This is a genomic window from Acidovorax sp. SUPP3434 (assembly GCF_030159015.1).
Classification (GTDB): Bacteria; Pseudomonadota; Gammaproteobacteria; order Burkholderiales; family Burkholderiaceae_C; genus Paracidovorax.
Genome location: NZ_BQXL01000001.1, coordinates 79,099 through 102,018 on the forward strand (window position 1 = coordinate 79,099; position 22,920 = coordinate 102,018).

26 protein-coding genes are annotated in these 22,920 nt (G+C 71.3%); 14 read left to right on the top strand and 12 right to left on the bottom strand.

From position 1 onward, the window contains the following. The first annotated feature begins 120 nt into the window (after positions 1 to 120). Positions 121 to 1,014, top strand: coding sequence for a LysR family transcriptional regulator (locus AVKW3434_RS00360; RefSeq protein ID WP_284403440.1), 894 nt, complete (start codon positions 121 to 123; stop codon positions 1,012 to 1,014). An 87-nt stretch (positions 1,015 to 1,101) separates the two neighbouring features. Here the strand turns inward: AVKW3434_RS00360 and AVKW3434_RS00365 are convergent, their stop codons facing one another. Next, entirely contained in the window at positions 1,102 to 1,974 is an 873-nt protein-coding gene (locus tag AVKW3434_RS00365) for an IclR family transcriptional regulator (protein ID WP_284403442.1), read from the bottom strand. Positions 1,975 to 2,258: 284 nt separating this feature from the next. Here AVKW3434_RS00365 and AVKW3434_RS00370 point away from each other — a divergent pair, with 284 nt between their 5' ends. The 7 genes from AVKW3434_RS00370 to AVKW3434_RS00400 all read left to right on the top strand — a co-directional run bounded on the left by AVKW3434_RS00370 (position 2,259) and on the right by AVKW3434_RS00400 (position 9,164). After that, on the top strand, positions 2,259 to 3,368 hold the full coding sequence (locus tag AVKW3434_RS00370; protein ID WP_284403445.1) for an ABC transporter ATP-binding protein: 1,110 nt from the start codon (positions 2,259 to 2,261) through the stop codon (positions 3,366 to 3,368). Continuing rightward, positions 3,365 to 4,237: an ABC transporter permease gene (locus AVKW3434_RS00375; RefSeq protein WP_284402600.1), complete on the top strand. Its 873-nt coding sequence runs from the start codon at positions 3,365 to 3,367 to the stop codon at positions 4,235 to 4,237. Before AVKW3434_RS00370 ends, AVKW3434_RS00375 begins: the two co-directional genes overlap by 4 nt. 95 nt (positions 4,238 to 4,332) lie before the next feature. Next, positions 4,333 to 5,127, top strand: coding sequence for an ABC transporter permease (locus AVKW3434_RS00380; protein ID WP_284403447.1), 795 nt, complete (start codon positions 4,333 to 4,335; stop codon positions 5,125 to 5,127). Between the two features lie 4 nt (positions 5,128 to 5,131). Next, positions 5,132 to 5,434 carry a (2Fe-2S)-binding protein gene (locus tag AVKW3434_RS00385; protein ID WP_284403449.1) on the top strand — a complete coding sequence of 101 codons (303 nt, stop codon included), beginning with the start codon at positions 5,132 to 5,134 and terminating at the stop codon, positions 5,432 to 5,434. Next, complete coding sequence (locus AVKW3434_RS00390) at positions 5,431 to 6,879, top strand: NAD(P)/FAD-dependent oxidoreductase (RefSeq protein WP_284403450.1); 1,449 nt, start codon at positions 5,431 to 5,433, stop codon at positions 6,877 to 6,879. The genes AVKW3434_RS00385 and AVKW3434_RS00390 overlap by 4 nt, the downstream gene beginning before the upstream one ends. Continuing rightward, a complete protein-coding gene (locus AVKW3434_RS00395) occupies positions 6,876 to 8,087 on the top strand; it encodes an NAD(P)/FAD-dependent oxidoreductase (protein WP_284403452.1) in 1,212 nt (403 codons plus the stop codon). The genes AVKW3434_RS00390 and AVKW3434_RS00395 overlap by 4 nt, the downstream gene beginning before the upstream one ends. A gap of 12 nt (positions 8,088 to 8,099) precedes the next feature. Further along, positions 8,100 to 9,164: an ABC transporter substrate-binding protein gene (locus AVKW3434_RS00400; protein ID WP_284403453.1), complete on the top strand. Its 1,065-nt coding sequence runs from the start codon at positions 8,100 to 8,102 to the stop codon at positions 9,162 to 9,164. Between the two features lie 40 nt (positions 9,165 to 9,204). On the opposite strand, the gene AVKW3434_RS00405 is transcribed toward AVKW3434_RS00400, so the two are convergent. Both AVKW3434_RS00405 and AVKW3434_RS00410 read right to left on the bottom strand, forming a co-directional pair. Beyond that, the gene (locus AVKW3434_RS00405) at positions 9,205 to 9,441 is read right to left on the bottom strand and encodes an oxidoreductase-like domain-containing protein (RefSeq protein ID WP_284403455.1); all 237 of its coding nucleotides are present in this window, start codon (positions 9,439 to 9,441) and stop codon (positions 9,205 to 9,207) included. A gap of 17 nt (positions 9,442 to 9,458) precedes the next feature. Next, positions 9,459 to 9,704 (bottom strand): hypothetical protein, encoded by a 246-nt coding sequence (locus tag AVKW3434_RS00410; protein ID WP_284403457.1) that lies wholly within the window; start codon positions 9,702 to 9,704, stop codon positions 9,459 to 9,461. An 80-nt stretch (positions 9,705 to 9,784) separates the two neighbouring features. On the opposite strand from AVKW3434_RS00410, the gene ylqF reads away from it, so the two are divergent. Further along, complete coding sequence (gene ylqF, locus AVKW3434_RS00415; protein WP_284403458.1) at positions 9,785 to 10,798, top strand: ribosome biogenesis GTPase YlqF; 1,014 nt, start codon at positions 9,785 to 9,787, stop codon at positions 10,796 to 10,798. Between the two features lie 82 nt (positions 10,799 to 10,880). Here the strand turns inward: ylqF and AVKW3434_RS00420 are convergent, their stop codons facing one another. Continuing rightward, entirely contained in the window at positions 10,881 to 12,557 is a 1,677-nt protein-coding gene (locus AVKW3434_RS00420; RefSeq protein WP_284403459.1) for a hypothetical protein, read from the bottom strand. A 211-nt stretch (positions 12,558 to 12,768) separates the two neighbouring features. On the opposite strand from AVKW3434_RS00420, the gene AVKW3434_RS00425 reads away from it, so the two are divergent. Further along, the gene (locus AVKW3434_RS00425; protein WP_284403461.1) at positions 12,769 to 13,722 is read left to right on the top strand and encodes a M14 family metallopeptidase; all 954 of its coding nucleotides are present in this window, start codon (positions 12,769 to 12,771) and stop codon (positions 13,720 to 13,722) included. A 66-nt stretch (positions 13,723 to 13,788) separates the two neighbouring features. Here AVKW3434_RS00425 and AVKW3434_RS00430 read toward each other — a convergent pair whose 3' ends face one another. The 3 genes from AVKW3434_RS00430 to AVKW3434_RS00440 form a co-directional block, all read right to left on the bottom strand. After that, positions 13,789 to 14,046, bottom strand: coding sequence for a hypothetical protein (locus tag AVKW3434_RS00430; RefSeq protein WP_272564030.1), 258 nt, complete (start codon positions 14,044 to 14,046; stop codon positions 13,789 to 13,791). Between the two features lie 135 nt (positions 14,047 to 14,181). Further along, a complete protein-coding gene (locus tag AVKW3434_RS00435) occupies positions 14,182 to 15,426 on the bottom strand; it encodes an MFS transporter (protein WP_284403463.1) in 1,245 nt (414 codons plus the stop codon). Positions 15,427 to 15,492: 66 nt separating this feature from the next. Then, positions 15,493 to 16,029, bottom strand: coding sequence for a RidA family protein (locus tag AVKW3434_RS00440; protein ID WP_284403465.1), 537 nt, complete (start codon positions 16,027 to 16,029; stop codon positions 15,493 to 15,495). A 113-nt stretch (positions 16,030 to 16,142) separates the two neighbouring features. Here AVKW3434_RS00440 and soxR point away from each other — a divergent pair, with 113 nt between their 5' ends. Further along, positions 16,143 to 16,751: a redox-sensitive transcriptional activator SoxR gene (gene soxR / locus AVKW3434_RS00445; RefSeq protein WP_284403467.1), complete on the top strand. Its 609-nt coding sequence runs from the start codon at positions 16,143 to 16,145 to the stop codon at positions 16,749 to 16,751. Between the two features lie 71 nt (positions 16,752 to 16,822). On the opposite strand, the gene AVKW3434_RS00450 is transcribed toward soxR, so the two are convergent. From AVKW3434_RS00450 to pdxR, 4 genes are all read right to left on the bottom strand, one after another. Beyond that, the gene (locus AVKW3434_RS00450; RefSeq protein ID WP_272564027.1) at positions 16,823 to 16,966 is read right to left on the bottom strand and encodes a hypothetical protein; all 144 of its coding nucleotides are present in this window, start codon (positions 16,964 to 16,966) and stop codon (positions 16,823 to 16,825) included. Between the two features lie 61 nt (positions 16,967 to 17,027). Beyond that, positions 17,028 to 17,531 carry an MgtC/SapB family protein gene (locus AVKW3434_RS00455; RefSeq protein WP_284403469.1) on the bottom strand — a complete coding sequence of 168 codons (504 nt, stop codon included), beginning with the start codon at positions 17,529 to 17,531 and terminating at the stop codon, positions 17,028 to 17,030. Positions 17,532 to 17,712: 181 nt separating this feature from the next. After that, positions 17,713 to 18,483, bottom strand: a complete 771-nt coding sequence (locus tag AVKW3434_RS00460) for a pseudouridine synthase (RefSeq protein WP_284403471.1) — start codon at positions 18,481 to 18,483, stop codon at positions 17,713 to 17,715. Between the two features lie 79 nt (positions 18,484 to 18,562). Then, on the bottom strand, positions 18,563 to 20,059 hold the full coding sequence (pdxR, locus tag AVKW3434_RS00465) for a MocR-like pyridoxine biosynthesis transcription factor PdxR (protein ID WP_284404559.1): 1,497 nt from the start codon (positions 20,057 to 20,059) through the stop codon (positions 18,563 to 18,565). Between the two features lie 83 nt (positions 20,060 to 20,142). Here pdxR and AVKW3434_RS00470 point away from each other — a divergent pair, with 83 nt between their 5' ends. Together AVKW3434_RS00470 and AVKW3434_RS00475 are read left to right on the top strand one after the other, a co-directional pair. Then, positions 20,143 to 20,772 carry an FMN-binding negative transcriptional regulator gene (locus AVKW3434_RS00470; protein WP_284403473.1) on the top strand — a complete coding sequence of 210 codons (630 nt, stop codon included), beginning with the start codon at positions 20,143 to 20,145 and terminating at the stop codon, positions 20,770 to 20,772. Between the two features lie 127 nt (positions 20,773 to 20,899). Continuing rightward, complete coding sequence (locus AVKW3434_RS00475) at positions 20,900 to 21,118, top strand: hypothetical protein (RefSeq protein WP_284403476.1); 219 nt, start codon at positions 20,900 to 20,902, stop codon at positions 21,116 to 21,118. 32 nt (positions 21,119 to 21,150) lie between these two features. Here AVKW3434_RS00475 and AVKW3434_RS00480 read toward each other — a convergent pair whose 3' ends face one another. Next, positions 21,151 to 21,786 carry a glycine zipper family protein gene (locus AVKW3434_RS00480; RefSeq protein WP_284403478.1) on the bottom strand — a complete coding sequence of 212 codons (636 nt, stop codon included), beginning with the start codon at positions 21,784 to 21,786 and terminating at the stop codon, positions 21,151 to 21,153. A gap of 165 nt (positions 21,787 to 21,951) precedes the next feature. Between AVKW3434_RS00480 and AVKW3434_RS00485 the strand changes: the two genes are divergently transcribed. Then, positions 21,952 to 22,920 carry a DHH family phosphoesterase gene (locus AVKW3434_RS00485; protein WP_284403480.1) on the top strand — a complete coding sequence of 323 codons (969 nt, stop codon included), beginning with the start codon at positions 21,952 to 21,954 and terminating at the stop codon, positions 22,918 to 22,920.

Genomic DNA, 22,920 nt, shown 5'->3' on the forward strand with positions numbered 1-22,920 from the left:
GGGTGATGGGAGCGGGCGGTGAAGCGGGCCGGTTGGCGGCCAGTGCTTGCCCACGCCGTGATTGTTCAGTGGCTCATTAATGGTGCATAGTCCAGGAAACATGGACATGGCGTCTCATCAATGGAACAAAACATCGACATCACGGCATTGGCCGACTTCAACCGGGTAGCGACCCACGGCGGGTTCGGCAGCGCCAGCCGCGCCAGCGGCGTGCCGAAGGCCACGCTGTCCCGACGCGTGCGGGCGCTGGAGGATGCCCTGGGCGTGCGCCTCGTCGAGCGGGGCACCCGCAAATTGCAATTGACGCCGGAGGGCGCCATCTTGCATTCGCGCACGGCCGATCCTTTCGGCGAGATCACGCAGGTGGTCGATGAGCTGAAGTCCGGCATCGGCCGGCCGCGCGGCGTGCTGCGCGTCAGCACACCGCTGCTGTTCGCGCACGTGGCGATGGGACAACTGGGCGCGGCATTTTTGCGCGCGCACCCCGAGGTGCGGCTGGAGGTCACGGCGGAAGACCGCCTCGTCGATCTGGTGGGCGACGGGTACGACATCGTCGTGCGCTTCAATCCGCGGCCGGACGACACGCTGGTCGGCCGCTGCTTTTTGCGCGATCAGTTGCTGCTGGTCGCGCCGCCGGACTGGCCCCTGCCGCCAGCGAATGCCGCAGCACCCGGTGGCGGCATCGAACTCCCGGCGGTCATGCGCACGGGCCGCACCGTGGCGAAGCCCTGGACGGTGGTCGACCAGGCCGGCAGCGTGCGCACGTACCTGCCCAAGCCGCTGTTGCGCTACTCGACCCCGCTGCTCATCCGAAACGCGGTGCTCGCGGGCGCAGGCCCGGCCCTGGTGCCCCGGACCGCCGTGGCGCCGGACCTGGCCGCCGGGCGCATCGTCGAGTGGGGCGTGGTGCAGGGGGCTCAGCCCGAAGGCTGGGTGCTGCACGCGTCACGCCGGCTCGTGAGCCCCAAGGTCACCGCCTTCGTGGATTTCCTCTGCAATCATTTCGCCGCCTGAGGCGGGCAGGTGGGGGCCAGGCGCTCTGCACCGCGAATTTTTGTGGAATGCGATGCTTGGTGATCCGTTTCGACGGGCCTGAGCCGGTCAGTCGGATGCGCCCACGCCGGCTGAACGGTCCGCCCCGGGCACGAACTGCTGCTCGGCCGGCGAACTCGCCAGACTCTGCGCCGGCCGCCGCAGCGTGGCATCGAACGGGTTGATCTTCGGCCCGATGGCCGCCGCCTCGCGCTTGAGCAACTCGACCACGGTCGGCATGCGGTCGGTATTGAGCCGGTCGGCGATGGTGCCCACGCTCAGGGCGGCCACGGCCCGGCCTTCCCGGTCGCAGATGGGCACGGCCACGCCGGCCATGCCTTCCAGCAAGCCCGTGTTGCGCCCGGCATAGCCCAGCTGGCGCACGCGCTCGATTTCGGTGCGCAGGTACACCTCGTCGAACACGCCGTACTCCCGCACGCGCGAGAGGTTGAAGCGGATCACTTCTTCCCGCTCGGCCTCGGGCAGAAAGGCCAGGATGGCCAGCGCGCCCTGGCCCACGCCCAGGGCCACGCGGCCGCCGATGTCGCCGGTGAAGGAGCGGATGGGGAAGGGGCCTTCGCTGCGGTCCAGGCACACGGCGTCGAAGCCGCTGCGCACCAGCAGAAAGATGCTGTCGCCCAGGCTGGCGCACAGGCGCAGCAGCACGGGCCGGCACAGGCTGCGCAGGTCGCCGGGGTTGCCGGCTTTGGCGGCCAGGGCGAAGAAATCCATGCTCAGGCGGTACAGCTTGGTGCGCTCGTCCTGCTCGGCCATGCCTTCGGCCACCAGCGATTGCAGCAAACGGTGCGTGGTGCCCTGCGTGAGGCCGACCGCGCGCGCCAATTGGGTGACCCGGCCGCCCTCGGCCTGCACGGCCGACAAGGCCCGGATGACCGCGAACACGCGGGGGACGCCGCCCGTGGCGGTGGCTGGTGCTTGCATGCATCGCTCCTGTGGAATTTTGGGTTCAATGGATCGGGATGATATTTCATTGAATGGAATAAATTCAAGAAAAGTTCTGATTAATGGAATACCAGAAGTGCCTTGGTTTGTTTATTGCAATAGAGTGAATTGAAATCAGTGGCTGCTTCGACTTTGCGCGGCTGGCGCACCACCCGGGTGCACCAGCGCAAGAAGGCAGTGGCCGGTGCCGCTCTACAGCAGGTTTGCAAGCATCGGCAGGGCCCGGCGGCCCGCGCGATGCAGCTCCCGGAAAGGCTTCTTCCATGTCGTTTCTCAAGCTCGCGGATATCACCAAGTTCTATGGCAGCACCTGTGCGGTGTCGGCCATGAACCTCACGGTGCAAAAGGGGGAGTTCGTCTCGTTGCTGGGCCCCTCGGGCTGCGGCAAGACGACCACGCTGCAGATGGTGGCGGGGTTCGAGGCGGTGACCAGCGGGCGCATCGAGCTGGACGGCCGAGACATCACCCATGCCAAGGCCAACACGCGCGGGCTGGGCATCGTGTTCCAAAGCTATGCGCTGTTTCCGCACATGACGGTGGCGGCCAACGTGGCCTTCGGCCTGGAGATGCGCAAGATTCCGAAGGCCGAACGCGCCGAGCGCGTGGCCCACGCCCTGGCGCTGGTGCACCTGGAGCAGCACGCCACCCGCTACCCGCGCGAGCTGTCGGGCGGGCAACGCCAGCGCGTGGCCCTGGCGCGTGCTTTGGTGATCGAGCCGCCGGTGCTGCTGCTGGACGAGCCCTTGTCCAACCTCGACGCCAAGTTGCGCGAGGAGATGCAGTTCGAGCTGCGGCAGATCCAGCGCAAGGTGGGCACCACCACGATCATGGTCACGCACGACCAGAGCGAGGCGATGTCGATCAGCGACCGCGTGGTGGTGATGGAGGCCGGCCGCGCCACCCAGATCGACCACCCCCACCGCGTGTACGAGCACCCGCGCACGCGCTTCATCTCCACCTTCGTGGGCAAGGCCAATCTGCTGCCCGGCAAGGTGACGCATGCCAACGGCACGCACACGCATGTGTCGGTGGGCCCGCTGGCGGTGGAGGTGGATGGCCCGCGCTTTCGTCCCGGCGCCGCCGTGCTGCTGAGCGTGCGCCCTGAAAAAGCCCAATTGGTGCCCGCCGTGCAGGGCCGGCTCGACGGCGAGGTGTGCGAGCGGTTCTTTCTGGGCAGCCAGTGGCTCTACCGCGTCGCCACGCCGGTGGGCGACCTGATGGTGCTCGCGCCCAACGACGGCCGCGCCGCGCTGGCCGAGGGCGAGCGCACGGGTGTGGATTGGCCCGACCACTGCATGCGCCTGCTGCCCGCCGACGAGGCCGCTCTGGCCGAGCTGGAGACCGAGGCCGCCGCGACCGAGGTGGCGCCATGAGCGTGGCCGCCACGTCGCTGCAAAGGAGGGCCGCGCCCTGGTGGCTGTCGGGCCCGGCGCTGGTGATGTTCACCGTGCTGCTGCTGGTGCCGCTGGCGCTCACGGCGGTGCTGTCGTTCAACGCGTTCGACCCGGCCACGGGCGTGAAGGCGGGCGAGTTCACGCTGGAGCACTACGCGCACGTGTTCACCGACTCGTACTACCACGCGATCTTCTGGCGCACGTTCTGGATCGCGGGCGTGGTCACGCTGATTTGCGTGGCCATCGGCGCACCCGAGGCCTACATCCTGAGCCGCATGGGCAACCCCTGGCGTTCGATCTTGCTGCTGGTGGTGCTGGCGCCGCTGCTGGTGTCGGTGGTGGTGCGGGCCTTCGGCTGGAGCATGCTGCTGGGCCCCGAGGGGCTGGTGAACGGTGCGCTGCAACTCTTCGGCATCGGCCCGCTCAAGATGCTCTACACCGAGGTCGCCGTGGTGGTGGCGCTGGTGCATGTGATGCTGCCGTTCATGGTGATCCCGGTGTGGACATCGCTGCAAAAGCTGGATCCGGGCGTGGCGAACGCCGCGCTGTCGCTGCAGGCCACGCCGTTCACCACGCTGCGGCGCATCGTGCTGCCGCAGGTGATGCCGGGCATCTTGTCGGGCAGCCTGATCGTGTTCGGGCTGGCGGCCAGTTCGTTCGCCATTCCCGGCCTGCTGGGCGGGCGGCGGCTCAAGATGGTCGCCACGGTGGTGTACGACGAGTACCTGCACGAACTGAACTGGCCGCTGGGCGCGGCGATCGCGCTCACGCTGCTGGTGGCCAATCTGGTGGTGATGCTGAGCTACAACCGCCTGGTCGAGGGCCGCTACAAGAAAGCGCTGGGTTGAACATGACGAACCCCACGCTCCATCACTTCGTGCATTTGCTGCCCCCCAAGGGCGCGCAGGCCTGCCTTCGGGCGGCCCGGCGGGAGTCCTGATCCATGAACAAGAACGGCCCCATCGCCTTGGCGTTCAACGCCCTGGTCATCACCTTCATGCTCGCCCCGCTGGTGGTGGTGTGCATCGTGGCGTTCACGCCGCACAACACGCTCACGCTGCCGACCACCGAGTTCTCGCTGCGCTGGTTCAGGGCGGTGTTCGAGCACCCGGACTTCATGCAGTCGTTCTGGAACAGCCTGTGGCTGGCGCTGGCCTCGGCCACGCTGGCGACCGTGCTGGCGGTGCCTGCGGGCATCGCCATCATCCGCTACGAGTTCGCGGGGCGCGGGTTCCTGAACGGATTGTTCCTGTCGCCGCTGATCATTCCGCACCTGGTGCTGGGCGTGGCGCTGCTGCGCCTGTTCGCGCTGACGGGCGGCACGGGCAGCTTCGGCTGGCTGGTGGCGGCGCATGCGCTCATCGTCACGCCCTACACGCTGCGGCTGGTGGTGGCGGCGCTGGTGGGCTTCGACCGCAGCGCCGAGCACGCGGCGCTGTCGCTGGGCGCGAGCCAGGCCACGGTGTTCACGCGCATCACGCTGCCCATGATCCTGCCGGGCGTGACGGGGGGCTGGCTGCTGGCCTTCATCAACAGTTTCGACGAGGTGACCATGTCGATCTTCGTGACCTCGCCCAGCACGGTGACGCTGCCGGTGCGCATGTACATGTACGCCACCGAATCGATCGACCCGCTGATGGCCGCGGTGTCGGCGCTGATGGTGGCCCTTACCGCCTGCGCCATGGTGCTGCTGGACCGGGTCTATGGCCTGGACCGCGTGCTGGTAGGGCGCAAGTAACGCCATGGCTGCGACCTCTGCCGCACTGATGCACCGCGTGGCCGAAACGCACCGCGCGCCCGTGCCCTTCACCCTGGACGGCGAGCCCGCCACCGCCTTGCAGGGCGACACGGTGCTGACCGCCATCCTGACCCACCGCGCCCGGCTGCGCCGCAACGAGTTCAGCCACGAGCCGCGCGCGGGCTTTTGTTTGATGGGCGCCTGCCAGGACTGCTGGGTGCAGACCGCCGCCGGCGAGCGCCTGCGCGCCTGCTCCACCTTCGTGGTGGCGGGCATGGCCCTGACCACCGGCGAGGACGCGGCATGAGCACGAACGCCCGCGACCCCTTGCCCCCCGTGATCGTGGGCGCTGGCCCCGCCGGCATTCGCGCCGCGCAGACCCTGGCCGCGCACGGCCTGCGGCCCGTGCTGATCGACGAGGCCGCGCGCGGCGGCGGGCAGATCTACCGCCGCCCGCCTGCCCATTTCGAGCGCAGCGCACACACGCTGTACGGCACCGAGGCCGCCCGCGCCACCGCGCTGCACGGCACGCTGGACGGCCTGCACGGGCACATCGACTACCAGCCCGACAGCCTGGTGTGGAACGCGCACGGCGGCGTGCTGGACGTGCTGCACGGCCCCACGCAGACCACGCGCTCGGTGGCGCACGGCCCGCTCATCGTGGCCAGCGGCGCCACCGACCGCGTGCTGCCTCTGCCAGGCTGGACGCTGCCCGGGGTGTACACGCTGGGCGGCGCGCAGGTCGCACTCAAGTTCCAGGGCTGCACCATCGGGCGCAGCGTGGTGCTGATGGGCACCGGCCCGCTGCTGTACCTGGTGGCCTACCAATATGCGAAAGCCGGCGCCAGCGCGGGCGTGAATGTGGCCGCCGTGCTGGACACAGCGCGCTTCGCCGACCAGTGGGCCGCGCTGCCCGGCATGCTGGCGCAGCCGGCCGTGCTGGCCAAGGGCCTGTATTACGTGGGCTGGCTGCGCGCGCATGGCGTGCCGGTGCACACCGGCGTGCAGCCCGTTCGCATCCTGGGCGGCAAAGGCCCTGCCGATGCCGCGCGCGTGGCGGGCGTGGTCTGGGGCGACGGCCATCAGGAGCACACGGTGCCCTGCGACGCGGTCGGCTTCGGCTACGCCCTGCGGTCCGAAACGCAACTGGCCGACCTGCTGGGCTGCCGCTTCGCCTGGGCCCCCCTGCAGCGCGCCCACCTGCCCGAGCGCGACAGCGCAGGCCGCTCCAGCGTGCCCGGCGTGTACCTGGCGGGCGATGGCGCGGGCATTCTGGGGGCGGACGCCGCCGAGTGGGCGGGCGAACGCGCCGCGCTGGCGTTGCTGGCCGACCTGGGCATGGCGGTGGACCCGGCCCGCGCTGCCACCCTGGAGCGCCAACTGGCGGGCCTGGTGCGGTTCCGGCGCGGGCTGGAGCGGGCGTTTCCTTTTCCCATCCAATGGGCGGCGCAGGCGCCCGACGACGTGGTGGTGTGCCGCTGCGAGCACGTCACTGCGGGCGAGTTGCGGGCCTGCGCCCGCGATGCCGGGGCCGACGAGATGAACCGATTGAAGGCGCTGACCCGCGTGGGCATGGGCCGCTGCCAGGGCCGCATGTGCGGCGTGGCCGCCGCTGAAATACTGGCGCAGGCCACGGGCCGGCCGGTGGAGCTGGTGGGCCGTCTGCGCGGGCAGGCGCCGATCAAGCCCATTCCGATTCACCTGCAAGCCCGCGCTGCAGAGCAGGGCGGCGCCGTGGAGCCCGCTGCATGACCGCCGCCCATACGACAGCGATCCGCACCGTGGACACCGATGTCGCCATCGTGGGTGGCGGCATCGTCGGCGCCTCGGCTGCGCTGGCGCTGCGCCGCCGGGGCGTGGCCGTGGTGCTGCTGGAGCGCGACCTGTGCGGCTCGCGCTCCAGCGGCGTCAACTACGGCGGCGTGCGCCGCCAGGGCCGGCCCTTGAGCCAACTGCCGCTGGCCCAGCGCGCGCACGGGATCTGGGCCCGCCTGCCCGAGCTGGTCGGCACCGACGGCGAATACCTGCGCAGCGGGCATTTCAAGATCGGGCGAAGCGAGGCCGACATGGCTGCGCTGGAGCAATACGCCGACCTGAGCCGCGATTTCGGCCTCGGCATTCAACTGGTGTCGGGTGCCACGCTGCGCGAGCGTTGCCCCTGGCTGGGCGGGCGCGCCGTGGGCGGGTCGCTCTGCCCCGACGACGGGCAGGCCAACCCGCGCCTCGTGTCGCCCGCGTTCGCGCTGGCTGCCCGGCGCGCGGGCGCGCAGATTTTCGAGCGCACCCCGCTGAGCGAGGTCGCGCACGACGGGCAGCGGTTCACGCTGCGCTCGGGCACCGCGCTGCAGGTGCGCGCGCCGGTGCTGCTCAACTGCGCGGGCGCCTGGGCCGGGCCGCTGGCCGCGCAGTTCGGCGAGGCGGTGCCCCTGCATTCCGGCCATCCGGCCATGGCGGTGACCGAGCCGCTGCCGTTCTTCATGCACTGGAGTCTGGGCGTGGAGGGCGGCGGCATCTACTGCCGCCAGGTGGCGCGGGGCAATCTGGTGCTGGGCGGTGGATCGGGCTTTGCGGTGGATGCCGATCGCGCCCGTTCGGAGCGCAGCGCCATCGCCGTGCTGGGCGTGCAGGCGGTGGAACTGCTGCCTGCCCTGAAGAACGCGCACTTCATTCGCACCTGGAGCGGCACCGAGGGCTACCTGCCCGATCGCCAGCCGGTGCTTTCGGCGAGCCGCACCACGCCGGGGTTGATCCACGGCTTCGGCTTTGCCGGCGCGGGTTTCCAGATCGGCCCCGCCGTGGGCGAGGTGCTGGCCGAACTGGCGCGCGACGGACGCAGCACCACACCCATCGAAGCCTTCGCCATCGACCGTTTCGGCATGCAAGCGGCGGCCGAGCCGGACCGCCCGCCGCAGAGCGCCGCGCCGACTGAACCGACCCCAGCCCCCTCCGTTCCCCACTGAAAGGAAAGACCCATGACCTTCGCCATCCGCTCCTCCCGCACGCTGCGCCGCCCACTGGGGGCTGCCGCCGTGCTGGCAGTCCTCGCCGCGGGGGCCGCCGCGCAGACCAAGACGCTCTACATCGGCATGAACGGCGGCACCATGGAGAAGGCCTATACGCAATACGTCTTCCCGGCCTTCGAGAAGCTGCATGGCGTGAAAGTCGTGGTGGTGCCGGGCACGTCCTCCGACATCCTGGCCAAGGCGCAGGCCAACAAGGACAGGCCACAGATGCACGTGATGTTCCTGGACGACGGCATCATGGTGCGCGCCATGGGCATGGGCCTGTGCGAAAAGCAAAGGCCCAACCCCAACCTGGCCGACCTGTACCCCGCCACGCGCTTCAAGGACGACCTGGCCAGCGGCGTGAGCGTGGGCATGACCGGCATCGCCTACAACACCAAGATGTTCGCCGAGAAGGGCTGGGCGGCGCCCACGTCGTGGATGGACTTCGCCGACCCCAAATACAAGGGCAAGGTGGTGTTCCAGTCGATGCCTTCGTCGTCGTTCGGGCTGCACGGCTTTTTGATGTTCAACCGCATCCAGGGCGGCAACGACAAGAACGTGGAGCCGGGCTTCAGCAACTGGGCCAAGACCATCGGGCCGAACGTGCTGGAGTACATCCCCAGCTCGGCCAAGATTTCCGAGATGGTGCAGACGGGCGAGGCCGCGATCTTCCCGCTCACGCCCACCGCGGTGGAGGCGCTCAAGACCAAGGGCATTCCGGTGGAATACGCCCAGCCCAAGGAGGGCTCGGTGGTGCTGCTCACCGCCCAGTGCGTGATCGCCAGGAACAGCGAGCCGGAACTGGCGCAAAAGCTCGCCGAGTTTCTGCTGAGCCCGCTGGCGCAGGCCAATGTGCTGCAGTTCGGCGCGCAGATCCCCACCAATCCCAAGGCCCCCGCCGTGGGCGAGAGTGCCGGGCAGGTGGCCAAGATCAATCAGTGGATGAAAACCGCCGTGACGCTGGACTGGGACAGCGTGAACGCCAGCCGCCCCGCATGGAACGCGCGCTGGAACAAGACGATCGAGCGCTGAGGCGGGCCATCGCCCAGGCCGAGGGCTGTCAGGGGCGCTGTCAGCCCGGGTGAGCGGCCCCCGGGGCCGTGGCTTGCAGCGCCCCCAGCGCATCCTGGCGCCACCATTCGGCCGCGGCGTAGAAGCCCTCCCAGACACAGCCGTTGCAGCCGCGGCCGCAGCAGGTGGTGGGCTCCGCCGGGGGCGGGCGCAGCGCCACCGCATGGGCCTGCGCGCGGGCCTGCAGCGCGGCGAACCCCGCGCGTGCGCGATCCAGGTCAGTGGCGACTTCGGTCATCGCATCGTCCCGCGCCCTCAGTAGCGGCGGCGGCCTCCATAGCGGCGCATGGCGTAGCGCACGAGGAACGCGCCGCCCAGCACCAGGGCGAACCAGCCCACCAGGGAGGCCTGCCGCATCATGTCCGCCACGCTGGACGACCGCGCCACGTAGGGTGCCAGCAGCACGATGAGGCCGATGAGCGCGCAGGTCACACCCTTGAACAGCAGTTCCTTGTCGTGCTTGCTGTCGGGGCGGTGAACGGGGGGTGGGGGAAGGGGCATGTAGGCCAATGCGGAAGGTGAAGACCGGGCCGATTATCCTTGTCGCCCTCGAACCCCCTCAAAAAAGCGAAAGACTCTCCATGGCCATCCAGTGGTTTCCCGGTCACATGCACCTCACGCGCAAGGCGATCGGCGAGCGCATCAAGGACATCGACGTGGTGATCGAACTGCTGGATGCGCGCCTGCCCGGCTCCAGCAGCAACCCGTTGCTGGCCGAGCTGACCGGGCACAAGCCGGCGGTCAAGGTGCTCAACAAGCAGGACGTGGCCGACCCCGCGCGCACGCCGCTGTGGCTCGACTGGTACAACGCCCGGTCGGAGACGCGCGCCATCGCGCTCGATGCCTCCGAGCCCGCGCCGGCGCGGCGCCTCATCGACGCCTGCCACCAGCTGGCGCCGCAGCGCGGCGGCATGGCCAAGCCGATGCGGGTGCTGATCTGCGGTATTCCGAACGTGGGCAAGTCCACGCTCATCAACACGCTCAGCCAGAAAAGCCAGGCCAAGACGGGCGACGAGGCCGGCATCACCAAGCTGGAGCAGCGCATCACGCTGGCCGACGACTTCTACCTGTGGGACACGCCCGGCATGCTGTGGCCGCGCATCACCGTGCCCGAAAGCGGCTTCAAGCTGGCCGCCAGCGGCGCCATCGGCCGCAACGCCTACGACGAGGAGGAGGTGGCGCTGGAACTGATCGGCTACCTCAAGCAGCATTACGTGCCGCTGATGGAGGCGCGCTACAAGCTGGGCCTGCCGGCGGGCGCGGTGGGCAACCTGCAGGACGAAGAGATCCTGGAGGCCGTGGCCCGCAAGCGCGGCGCCATCATGGCGGGCGGCCGCGTCAACCTGCAGAAGGCGGCCGAGCTGGTGATGACGGACTTCCGCACCGCCATCCTGGGCCGCATCACGCTGGAGACGCCCGAGGAGTTCGAGGTCTGGCAGGCCGAGGGCGCCCGGCAGGAAGCCTTGCGCGCCGCCAAGAAGGAAGCCCGGGGCCGCAAGCGCGGCAGCCGGGGCGGCGACGATGGCAATGGCCAGGGCGATTCGCAGGCGCCGGAGAGCGATGGCGATGGGGGCGGGGACGGCGGCGGGGATTGACGCCCAGGCCTGCCGGTTTTGAGTCAAGACCGGCCGATGCCCTAGTATCAATTGCCTGCGTTGCTATTAAATATATAGCAAATCACGGGGCGTTACCGCTTTGCGCCGTACCCCCGTGCGCCGCATGCAGGCGCTGCTCCAGCACCGTGAACCAGCGCAGCAGGCGCGCCGCATGGTCCACGGCGTGGCGCGGCAGCGGGTGGCGCGGATCGGACTGCCGCTGGGCGCAGGTGATGCGCACCACCGGCGGCGCGCCGGGGGCGGCGGCCTCGATCTCCAGCTGGTAGGCGGCGTGTGCGTCGTCGGGCGCGTCGCCCGGCGCCTCGGTGCCGTTGCGCCAGCTCAGCTTGAGGGCCAGGCCCCAGGGCTCGCCCTGGTGCATGCAGGGCTGGCGCACGCCGACCCACACGTCGCCCTCCCACCAGCCGTTGCGCTCGCTGCCCCACCAGTCGTTGTATTGCTCGGTGAACACGGGCAACTGCGCCAGTGCCTCGATGCGCGCGGGGGACAACGCCGCCTCCAGCCGCCGCCACACGGGGTGGCCGGCGCGTGACTGGGCCGCGGCCCGGCGGGCGTGGTCGAGCACGCCGTGCCATGCGTGCAGGCAGGCCTGCAGCGCGGCCGGGTCCCCATCCTCGGCCAGCGGTTCCCAGGGACCCGGCACGCCTGCGGCATAACGCCGGTGCATGACGGCCAGGCCGTCGCTGCGGGGCGGTGGCGGCGGCGTGCGCAGGCGGGCGGTCAGCCGCTGCCACCAGCCCTGGCGTGCGGTGCCGTCGTCGATGGACAGGTGAAAGTCCCAGGTCTTCCAGACGGTCATGAACAGGCCGTCGCCGTAGGTGTCGCCCTCGTCGTCCACGTGCTGGCGGCACAGCAGGAAGTCGGTCTGGCCGAACCAGCCGGTGGCTTTCTTGTGGGCGGCATCGAGCAGGCGGGAGCGCAGCAACTGGCGCAGGTGGCTGGCGTGCATGGCGCCGCCCGGGCACAGCGCGGTGTCGCTCGCCAGGTCGGCGGCGATGGCGTCGGGGCTGCGCAGTACGGGCCGGCCGGCTTGCAGCGCGGCCCGCACGGCGGCGCGGTCGGGCAGGGCGCCCAGGCGGCCGTCCTCGCCCACGGCCAGGCCGTGCAGGCAGGCCGGATCGAACACGGCGGCCAGTGGCTCTGCAGAGAATGCCGCCAGGTCGTGGCCGCCGAACGGGGCGCCGAAGGGGTAGGCCACCCGGTCCTCGCCGCCCGTGCGCAGGCCATAGCCGCCGGTGAACAGCGCCACCTGTGCGCCGAGCGAGCCGCCTACGTCCAGGCCGGGTCCGGCTGCCCCCGCCTCGGCCGGATCGGCACCGCCGCCCCACAGCAGCCCGTCCACCTGCAGGTCGCCGGTGATGACCACCGGCATGTTTTCCAAGACCGCATGCCCCCAGTGCGCATCACCGCACACCACCAGGGCCGGGGCGGCCATGCCCGGTGCGGGGGCGGTGACGGCGCCCGCCACGTGCAGGTCGCCCTGCACCAGCAGCAGTGCGGGCGCGGGGGCGCCGGCAGGCAGGGCAAAGGCATCCGCCCACGTGCCGGGCGGCCAGGGCGCTGTCCCGTCCCAGGCCAGTTCGGGCAGCGACAGAGGGCCCTCCACGCAGCACACCCGGCTGGCGTCCGCGAGCGGCGGGGCCGTGCCGTGCGCCTTGGCCAATGCCTCGCGCCAGCCGCCGGGCCAACGCGCATGTGCTTGCGCGAGCGGGAGCCACGTGATGGAGGGCGGGGTCATGGACAGGGGGGTGGGTTGCGCGGACCGCTCCCAGGGGCGGGGGCCGGTGCCGGCGATCGTACAAGAGCGCCATTCCGGTGTCCGGCATGGGATGACGGGGACCGCGCCGGGCCCTGCAAAGGCCGCGCGGTGCGGCTACGATGGCCGGCTTCCCCACCACCTTCAACCCGGACGGGCCGCCGCAGCCGATGGCGCCCTCCGCCGCACCGCGATGACCCTCACCCCGCCCCTGTTCGAAGTCCTGCCCCGCGATCTGTCCGCCTACCGCGAAGGCAACACCGGCATCCCCTATGTGCACCGTTTCGCCTCGGGCCAGCCCGGGCCGCACGTGCTCATCAATGCGCTCACGCATGGCAACGAGATCTGCGGCATGGTGGCCGCCACGCACCTGCTGGACAGCGGCGTGCGCCCGTTGAAGGGCACGCTCACCATCAGCTTCGCCAACGTGCAGGCCTACGAATCGTTCGACGAGAGCCGGCCGTTCGACAGCCGCCAGATCGACCACAACCTCAACCGCGTGTGGTCGGCGGCCGAGCTGGACGGCAGCCTGGACAGCATCGAGATGCGCCGCGCGCGCGAGCTGCGCCCCGTGGTGGCCGCAGCCGACCACGTGCTGGACATCCACTCCACCAGCCAGGACGTCGAGCCGTTCTGGGTGTACCCCGCCTATTCGCGCAATACCGAAGTGGCCTGCGCCATCGGCCGGCCGGGCGTGCACCTGCTCATGCCCAGCGGGCTGGGGTCGGGCACGCCGCTGATCCAGCACGGCCGCCTGGGCGAGGCGGGCGGCGCGGGCACCGGACTGGTGGTCGAATGCGGGCAGCACTTCCTGAAGTCCGCGGGCGAGGTCGCGACCACGGCGGCGCTGGATTTTCTGGGGTACTTCGGGCTGATCGAACGCGAGCGCCCTGCGCCCGGTCCGCAGCGCCGCTACGAACTGCTCCAAACCTGCATGGTGACGACGCCGGAGTTCCGCTTCACGCGGCCGCTGGTGGGGTTCGAGGTGTTTGCCGAGGGCGAGCTGATCGCCACCGACGGCGCGCAGGAGATCCGCGCGCTGTGCGACGGCTGCACGGTGATGATGCCCACGCGCGCGCCCATCGTGGGCCGCGAGGCGGTGTACCTCACCCGCCCCGTGCCCCGTGCCCTGAGTCTGAGGTCGTAAATGGCGTGCAGCGGCGGCGGGGGCGGCCGCCGCTGCAGCGGTTGGGTCATGAAATGGCGGGGGAGGTCAGGCGCTGGCCGGGGCCACGTGGTCTTCCTGCTCCGCCTGGCCGCCCTTGGGCAGGATCTTGCCGTCCTGCACGTAGAGCTCGTACTGGTCGCGCGGCATGGCGGCCAGGCCGGCGGCGTCGTTGTCCGCCGTCCAGCTCAGTGTCACGCTGTCGGGGGCGTGGGCGAGTTCGACCGGGCCCTCGGGAATGGCGATCGGCATGCCGTCGCCTTCGCGGTACGTGACTTCTCCGCGGATGGTGGCGTGTTGCTTCATGGGATGGTCCTCCTCGGGGTTGCGGGGGCTGCACGGAACCCGCGCAGCTGAAACCCATTACATGGCAGGCGCCAGGGCCGGCGTGTCGGACCCGTTCCCGAATTGCTGCGGTGCAAGAATCGCCGCTTGAAGGCGTCAGGCCGGTGGCGCGGCCGGAGCCGTCGCACCCCGCGCCAGCCGGGCGTCGTGCACCATCGCCAGGGCGTTGAGCCCCGCCACCCCCACGCCGGCCAGGCACGCGGCGCTCCACCCGCCGCGCTGCCAGGCGGCGGAGCCGAGCGCCGAGCCCAGCGCCGCCCCGGTGAAGTAGGTGGTCATGTAGACCGCGTTCAGGCGCGAACGGGCCTCGGGGGCCAACTGGTAGATCACGTTCTGGTTGCTGATGTGCACGCCCTGCAGCGCCAGGTCGATCGCCAGCATGCCCACCAGGAACCAAACGATGGACGTGCCCCCGAGCCACAGCGCCGCCCAGCTGGCCAGCACCAGCAGCACCGACACGCGGGTGGTGAGCTGCTCGCGCCCCTGGTCCGCCAGTCGGCCGGCCACGTTGGCCATCAGCGCCCCGGCCACGCCCGCCAGCCCGACCAGCCCGATCTGCGCATCGCCCAGGCGGTGGGCGGGGCCTGCCAGCATCAGGGCCATGGTGGAGAACAGCACGCTCACCGAGGCGAACGACAGCCCGCCCAGCAGCGCCCGGCTGCGCAGCCGCGGGTGCCGCCGCGCGAGCGTGCCCAGCGAGCGCAGCACCTGCCCGTAGCTCGGCGGGTGGGGGTTGCGCAGCGTGGGCAGGGCGAACCACAGCGCCGCGGCTACCACCAGCAGGGCCACGCCGCCCACGCGGTAGACCAGGTTCCAGCCGCCCAGGCCCGACAGCAGGCCGGCCACGCTGCGCGCGGCCAGGATGCCGGTGAGCAGCCCGCTCATCACCAGGCCCACGGCCTGCCCGCTGCGCCCGGGCGCGGCCAGCGCGGCCGCCATGGGCACCAGTACCTGGGCGGCCACCGAGAACAGCCCCGTCATGAGCGTGCCCAGCGCCAGCAGCGCGAAGCGGTCGGCAAACCCGCTCAGGAACAGCCCCGCCGCCGCCAGCACCATGAGCGTGGCGATCAGCCGCCGCCGTTCCAGCTTGTCGCCCAGCGGCACCAGCAGCAGCAAGCCGACCGCGTAGGCTACCTGCGCGAAGGTGACGGTCAGCGCGGCCGTGCCTTCGGACACCTGCAGGTGCACGGCGATGGAGTGCAGCAGCGGCTGGTTGAAGTAGTTGGCGCCCGCGCACAGGCCGCAGGCCACCGCCATCAGCAGCAGCACGGGGGTGGACAGGCCCGCCGAGGTGTCGGGGCGGGAGGAGGATGGGGCGGCGGGCAGGGTACGGGGTGGCATGCGGTGCGGGATTCTCGGTGGCGGGCGCGAAGGTGGCGGGATGGAGTGGCTGGAAGCGGCGGCCGGTCAGCCGGCAGGCACGTAGGCGAGGGCGTCGATCTCGAACAGCATGCCGTCGAGCGCCAGGCGCGGCACGGGAATCAGCGTGCAGGCGGGCGCCGGGGCGCCGGCCCACATCGCCATCAGGGCCTGGCCGAAGGTGTGCAGCCGCTGCTCGCTGTGGTCCACGATGAGCACCGTGAGCTTGGCCACGTCCCGGGGCCGCGCGCCGGCCGCGGCGAGCGCGGTGCCGAGGTTGGCCAGGGCCTGGGCGACCTGCTGCGCGAAACCATCGGCCAGCCGGCCCTGCGCATCTTCACCGCCCTGTCCGGCCACGTGCACCGTGCGCGCCGCGCCTTGCGCCACGGCCAGGTGCGAATAGCCATTGGGGCGCGGGTCGTACAGGCCGTCCGGGTTGAGGAAGGACAGGGCGAGCGGGTCGGCGCGCTGGCCGCCGGGTGGCGGAACATACGCGGCCGCGGCCGGGCCGTGGGGCTGCAGCGCGGGGGCGGATGTGTTGGCGGCGGACGGAGCGGATGGGGCAGGCGCGGTGGCGAGGGACATGGACCGGTGGGGATGAAGTGGAAAGTGGGCAGTATCAAACCTCAACTAAACTTGAGGTCAACCCTGGGCGACTTTTCGACTTTTGCCGTCGCCGCTTCGCTCCGACGCTTGCCATGCCACCAGCCCACTCTGCCCGTCCGCCCCGTGCCACGCTCCCACCGGCATCCCCCGCCGCGCCCGGTCCCACCCCCGAACTGACGGTCGGCGAAGTCGCCGCGCGCAGCGGGCTGGCGGTGTCGGCGCTGCATTTCTACGAATCCAAGGGGCTCATTGCCAGCGTGCGCAGCACGGGCAACCAGCGGCGCTATCCGCGATCGGTGCTGCGGCGCGTGGCGGTCATCAAGGTGGCCCAGCGCATGGGCGTGCCGCTGTCGGGCATTGCCGAAGCCTTGCAGGCGCTGCCGCAGGGGCGCACGCCGACGGCGGCGGACTGGCGGCGCATGTCCGCGGCGTGGAAGAGCGATCTGGAAGACCGCATCCGCATGCTGACGCAACTGCGGGATCAGCTCGACGGCTGCATCGGCTGCGGGTGCCTGTCGCTCAAGGACTGCCCGCTGCGCAACGCGCAGGACCTGCTGGCCCAGGCCGGCCCGGGGCCGCATTTCGAGGCGGCCGCGGCCCCTGCGGCTGCCGTTGCGGCGGCCGCCGCACCCGAGGCACCCGCCATGCCGCAGTGGATCTGGCCCGCGCCCAAGAAGAAAAAACAGCGGCCTGCGCTGTGAAACCAGGGCAGGCCGCTGTGGGTGGGCCGGGCGGCAGGGCCCGGCTCCGTTGGGGCCGTGGCCCGTTGCCGCTATTTGTTCTTCAGTTTGCCGCGCGGCATCACCGCGGTGATGGGGGCCATGGGGCGGTCGGAACCGCTTCCTTCCTTGGGGGGCGAAGTGTCCTTCTTGGGTTTCTTCGCCATCTTGTTGCTGCGCTGTTCGCCTTTGGCCATGGAGTGCTCCGTTGCGGGTCGCCGGATGGGACCGTGGCGCGATGGTACACGCCGAAGGCCGCTACTTGGTGTCCGGGTGGCTGTCGCGTTCGGTCAGGCGCTGGACCAGCGGCACGGCGCTGAAGATCGCCAGCGCCAGCAGCGTGCTGAGCACCGCCGTGGCCTCCAGACCCAGGCCGGCCGCCACGCCGATGGCGGCGGTGAGCCAGATGCCGGCAGCCGTCGTCAGGCCCTTGACCTGGCTCTCGCCGTCGCCCTTGAGGATGGTGCCCGCGCCCAGGAAGCCCACGCCAGCCACGATGCCCTGCAGCACGCGGCTGTTGTCCCCCGCGCTGATGCCGGCCTGCTGCGCCACCAGCACGAACATCGCCGCGCCCATCGACACCAGCATGTGGGTGCGCACGCCGGCCGCCTTGCCCTTGTTCTCACGCTCCCAGCCCAGCAGGCCGCCCAGCAGGCCCGCGATGCCCAGGCGCACCACGATGCGCGTGGCCTGGCCCAGGTCGGTGAGGTCGGAGAATTCGGCAGCCACGGTGGTGGCGATCTGGTCCCACCAGCCCATCATCGACGGGCCCCGTGCAGGAGGAGGGAAAGGGGGCGGGTCTGGGTCATCCGGAAATACCTCATGAAAAATGAAAGGGGGGCGCGGCGCGCGTCACCGCCGACCAATGTCGGCGCCGAACCGCACCCCTTCCAGCGGCCATGGGCGACACATCAGGTAGGACGCAGCCGGTGGCACCGGGCGATCATCCGGCAGATCGCCAGGGCAGGGCGAACACGCGCTGCTGCCAGTCGATCGCATCGCTGGCGGTGTCCGAACCCGTGGCGGCGGCCGAGGGGGCTGCCGCCCAAGGGTCGGGCAACCCACTGTCCAGGGCCAGCCATTCGCCTGTGGCCGGGTGCGCCAGGCCCAGGTGCCAGGCGTGCAGCCACAGCCGCTGGCGGCCCAGGCGCTCGGCCCACCAGCGGTTGAGGGGGCCCTTGCCGTGCGTGGCATCGCCCAGGATGGGGTGCGCCAGGTGCTTGAGGTGGCGGCGGATCTGGTGGCGCCGCCCGGTGGTGGGCAGGGCCTCCACCAGCGACGCCCGCGTGCCGGGAAAGCGCGGGTCGGCGGCCTCGGGCAGTTCCAGCCGGGCCAGGCAGCGCAGCGTGGTGTGGGCGTCCTGCACGGGGGCGTCGGGCGGGGCGTCGTCGGGGCGCAGGGCGTGGTCCACCTCGGCCGCATCGGGCATCCAGCCGCGCACCAGGGCGAGGTAGCGCTTGCGCACCGCGTGGTGCTCGAAGGCCTGCGACAGCGTGCGCGCCGCGGCCGGGTGCAGCGCCATCACCAGCACGCCGCAGGTGCCCTTGTCCAGCCGGTGCACCGGGTACACGTGCTGCCCGATCTGGTCGCGCAGCGTTTGCATGACGAAGCGGGTCTCGCCTGCGTCCAGCCCCGTGCGGTGCACGAGCCAGCCGGCGGGCTTGTACACGGCGACGAGGTGCTCGTCGCGCCAGAGAATGTGCAGGGGGGACATGCAGTGCGGAAAAAGGAAATGGGGCCGGGGCGGGGTCGGCGGGCAGGATAACCGCACCCTCCGCTTGTCGGCCCGGCCCTCAATGCGGTGGCACCGGGGCGGGCGCCCCCGCGCCCCAGGCGGCCACGATGCGCCCCAGGATCCGGATGCCCTGCTCGATCTGCTCCACCGTGAGGCTCGCATACCCCAGCACCCACCCGCCGGGCCGCGCCGGCCCGCCGCGCTGCGCGTCGGCGAACAGCGGCGACACGGGGTAGATGCCCACGCCCTGCGCGCGCGCGGCCTCGGCCAGGGCGGGTTCGTCCTGCGGCCGGACGAACGGCAGCCACAGCACGCCGTGCAGTCCCGCGGCCGTGCCCGCCAGCTCCGCGGTGGGCGGCAGGTGGCGGGCGATGGCATCGGCCAGCGCGGCGCGGCGGCGTTCGTGCTCGCGCCGGGTGCGCCGCACGTGGCGCTCGTACGCGCCGGTTTCGATCAGCGCGGCCAGCGTGCGCTGCTCCAGCACCGGCGCATGCCGGTCGGCCATGCGCTTGGCCTGGCGGAACACCGCCACCAGGGCCGTGGGCAGCACGAGGTAGCCCAGGCGCAGCTGCGGCGACAGCGCCTTGGAGAAGGTGCCCATGTAGATCACGCGGCCATCGGGGTCGATGGACTGCAGCGCGTCGATGGGGCGCTGGCCGTAGCGGAATTCGCCGTCGTAGTCGTCCTCGACGATCCACGCGCGGTGGCGCTGCGCCCATTGCAGCAGCGCCATGCGCCGCCCGATGGGCAGCACGCCGCCCAGGGGAAACTGGTGCGAGGGGGTCACATAGGCCAGGCGCACGCGGCCGTCCTCGGGCAGCTGCGCGGTGTCCAGGCCGTGCGCGTCCACGGGCACGGCCCGCAGGCCCGCGCCCGTGGCCTCGAAGCACCGGCGCGCCATGAGGTAGCCGGGCTCTTCGAACGCGAAGGCATCGCCCGCGTCCAGCAGCAGGCGCGCGCACAGGTCGATGCCTTGCTGGGAGCCGTGCACCACCAGGATCTGCGCGGTATCGCAGGCCAGCCCGCGCGCGCGCCGCAGATAGCCCTGGATGGCGCGGCGCAGGGCGGCGTCGCCTTCGGGCGGGATGTAGCGCAGGCTGTGCTGGTGGCGCAGCAGTTCGGCCTGGTAGGCGCGGCGCCAGGCCAGCGCCGGGAAGTCGCGCGAGGCCACCGCGCCGTACAGGAAATCGATGAGCGCGGGCTCCGCAGCGGGCAGCGCGGGCAGGTCCATGCCGGCCAGGCGCTGCCCGAAGGTGGACAGCGCCGGGGCGGGCGGGCCCCCGCCGCCCGGGTCGGCCCGGGGCCGGGCGACGGCGGCGGGCGCCAGGGCGACGCGGGCCGCCCGCCCCGGGGCGGTGACCAGAAAGCCCTCTGCCGCCAGTTGCTCGTAGGCCGCGGTGACCGTGGTGCGCGACACCGCCAGGTCCGTGGCCAGGGCCCGGGTGGACGGGGCCCGCGCGCCGGCTGCCAGCGTGCCGTCGGCGATCTGCGCGCGCAGCAGGTCGTAGATGCGGCGGCCGGTGCCGGGCGGGGCAGGGGGGTGGAACTGGTCCATTGAAATGGTGAAGAACTGGCTCTTCGGATTGTGCCGGTTCTGCATGACAGTCTCGTGCACCGCATTCCGACCGAGCCCCACCCATGTACATCCCACCGCATTTCGCCGAAAACCGGCCCGAAGCCCTGCAGCGCCTCCTGCGCGAGCACCCCCTGGGCACGCTGGTCACCCACGGCGAAGGGGGCCTGGACGCTGACCACCTGCCGTTCGAGTTCGACCCGGAGGTGGGCCCGTTCGGCCGGCTGTCGGCCCATGTGGCCCGCGCCAATCCGCTGTGGCAGCGCTGCCCCACGGGCACGCCGGTCATGGTGGTGTTCCACGGCCCGCAGTCCTATATCTCGCCCAACTGGTATCCGAGCAAGCACGAGTCGCACCGCCTGGTGCCGACCTGGAACTACGAGGTGGTGCACGCGCACGGCGTGCTGACCGTGCACGACGACGAACGCTTCGTGCGCCGCATCGTGGCGCGCCTGACGCGCCAGCACGAGGCCGCCGAGCCCCGGCCCTGGAAGATGGGCGATTCGTCGCCCGAGTTCATCAACGGCCTGCTGCAGCACATCGTGGGCATCGAGATCGCGCTCACCGCGCTGGTGGGCAAGTCCAAGCTGAGCCAGAACCGCGAGGCGCGCGACATCGCCGGCGCCGCCGACGCGCTGCAGTCGCGCGGCCAGGGCGACCTGGCCGGGAGGATGCGCCCGCCGTCCGCCCCCTGACGGGTGGGTGGCCGCGAGCGCCCCCGGCCGCTTGACCTGGGCGCTCATGGCACCATGTGGTCCATACCACCCCGGGCATTTCGCCACGGGGGTGCCCGCATGGCCCCTGCCCAGGAATCGGATTGCAATGAAGACCATCGACGAGATGCTGAACCTTGACCTGCTGACCCACGAGCAGCATTTCCAGATCAGCGCATGGATCGCGCGCTCCAGCTCACCGGAGGAAATCCTGCAGATGCCCGCGCCGTTGTGGCAGGCGGTGGAGCGCGCCAGCCAGACCATGGGCGTCAACGAAGACCTGCTGCGCCCTCCGGCGCTGGATGCCGGAAACGCCGCGCTTCCCTGACGTGCCGCGGGCCCTGCGCTACCGGCCGGGCCTCAGCGCAGCACCCGGCATTGGCCGAATTCGCAGCGGATCGCCAGGGCGTCGCCGTTGCTGCAGGGCACGGTGTAGGTCTCGAAACCCGGTCCCTTGGCGGCCAGCCAGGCCATGGGCGTGGCGGTGCAGGACTGGTCGCGTGCGAGGCGCTCGGCATTGAACGTGTCGGTGCCGATGGCGCGCGCGGGCAGGGGCGTGTCGTCGGCGTGTGCCGAGCGGGCGGGCTGGTTGGGCTCCGGCACGGCGGCCACGGCCGGGTAGGTGCTGCCGGCGTATCCGCGCCCGGCCATGCAGTTGGCGACGATGCCCTGGCGCCGCTCCAGCGCCTGCACGCCCTGCGTGGCGCCGAGCGCCCCGCCGATCAGCGCCGAATCCTGCACCGCGTTGCGGCTGCCGCCCAGCGCCCAGACCACGGTGGCGGCCAGCACGGCGCCGGCGACCAGGCCGTCCACGGTCTCGCTGGCCACCCCGATCTGGCTGGCGTAGCGCTGGCAGTCGGCCAGATCGGCCGCCTGGCGCGCGGGATCGGCGGGATGACCCGCGCTGCCGGGCGCGCCGAGCGAGAGGCTGTCCGCGCCGCGCGTGGCGCAGCCGGCCAGGAACAGGGCCAGGACGCAGAGGGACAGCTTGCGCATCGAAAACTCCTTGCGGATCGGTCGTACACCCGGCAGCAGGCCCGCATGGCACCGGGCGCCGGCCCAGGGGCATTGGACAGCCAAACCGCTCCCGCTGCCAAGCCCCCGCCCCGGGGGCTCCGTGCCAGTGCCCAGGCCCGGGTCCAGTGCCCGACAATGCGCCCCATGACGATCCCCACGAAGAAAACCCTCCTGCCCCTGCAACTGCTGGTGCACCCGGACAAGAACGATCCCAACCCCCTGGTCCTGTACCACGGCCGCTGCGCCGACGGCTTCGGTGCCGCGCTGGCTGCCTGGCGCTACTACGGCGGCCAGGCCGAGTGCGTGGGCCTGTCGCACGGGCAGGTGCAGTCGGTGGACGACCTGCCCGCGCTCGAAGGCCGGGCGGTGTACATCCTCGACTTCTCTTTCGCGCCGGACATCCTGGGCGCCATCGACGAACGCGCCGCCAAGCTGGTCATGCTGGACCACCACAAGAGCGCTGCCGAAAAGCTCACCGGCTTTGCCTGCCGCTGCGGCGTGGTGCACTTCGACATGGACAAGTCCGGCGCGCGGCTGGCGTGGGAGTTCTTCTACCCCGACACCCCGCTGCCCGACCTGGTGCGCTACGTGGAGGACCGCGACATCTGGGCCTGGGCCTACCCCGAGAGCGCCGGCTATCTGGCCGCGCTGGACATGGAGCCGTTCGACTTCGCGCGCTGGGAGGCCATCGCCGCGTTCACGCCCGAGCAGTCCGCCGCCTTCGTCGCCCGCGGCAACGCCATGGACGAGAAGTTTCGCCATCTGGCCGCTGACGTGGCGGGCGGCGCGCAGCCGATCACGTTCAACGGCAAACAGGGCCTCATGGTGAATGCCCCGGGCGCCTTCCACAGCCTGATCGGCGAGATGCTGTCCAAGCAGTGCGGCACCTTCGCGCTGATGTGGATCGTCAGCAAGGAGGGCAAGGTCAAGGTGGGCCTGCGCTCGCAGCGCAACTTCGACTGCTCGGTGCTGGCCGAGAGCATGGGCGGCGGCGGCCATGCGCAGGCCTGCGGGTTCCGCATGGGGGCGGAGCGCCTGCCCGAGCTGCTGAGCGGCGTGTTCGATGCAGCGGCGTTCCCCGCTCCGGCGGCCGTGGCCGGAACGGCCGCCTGA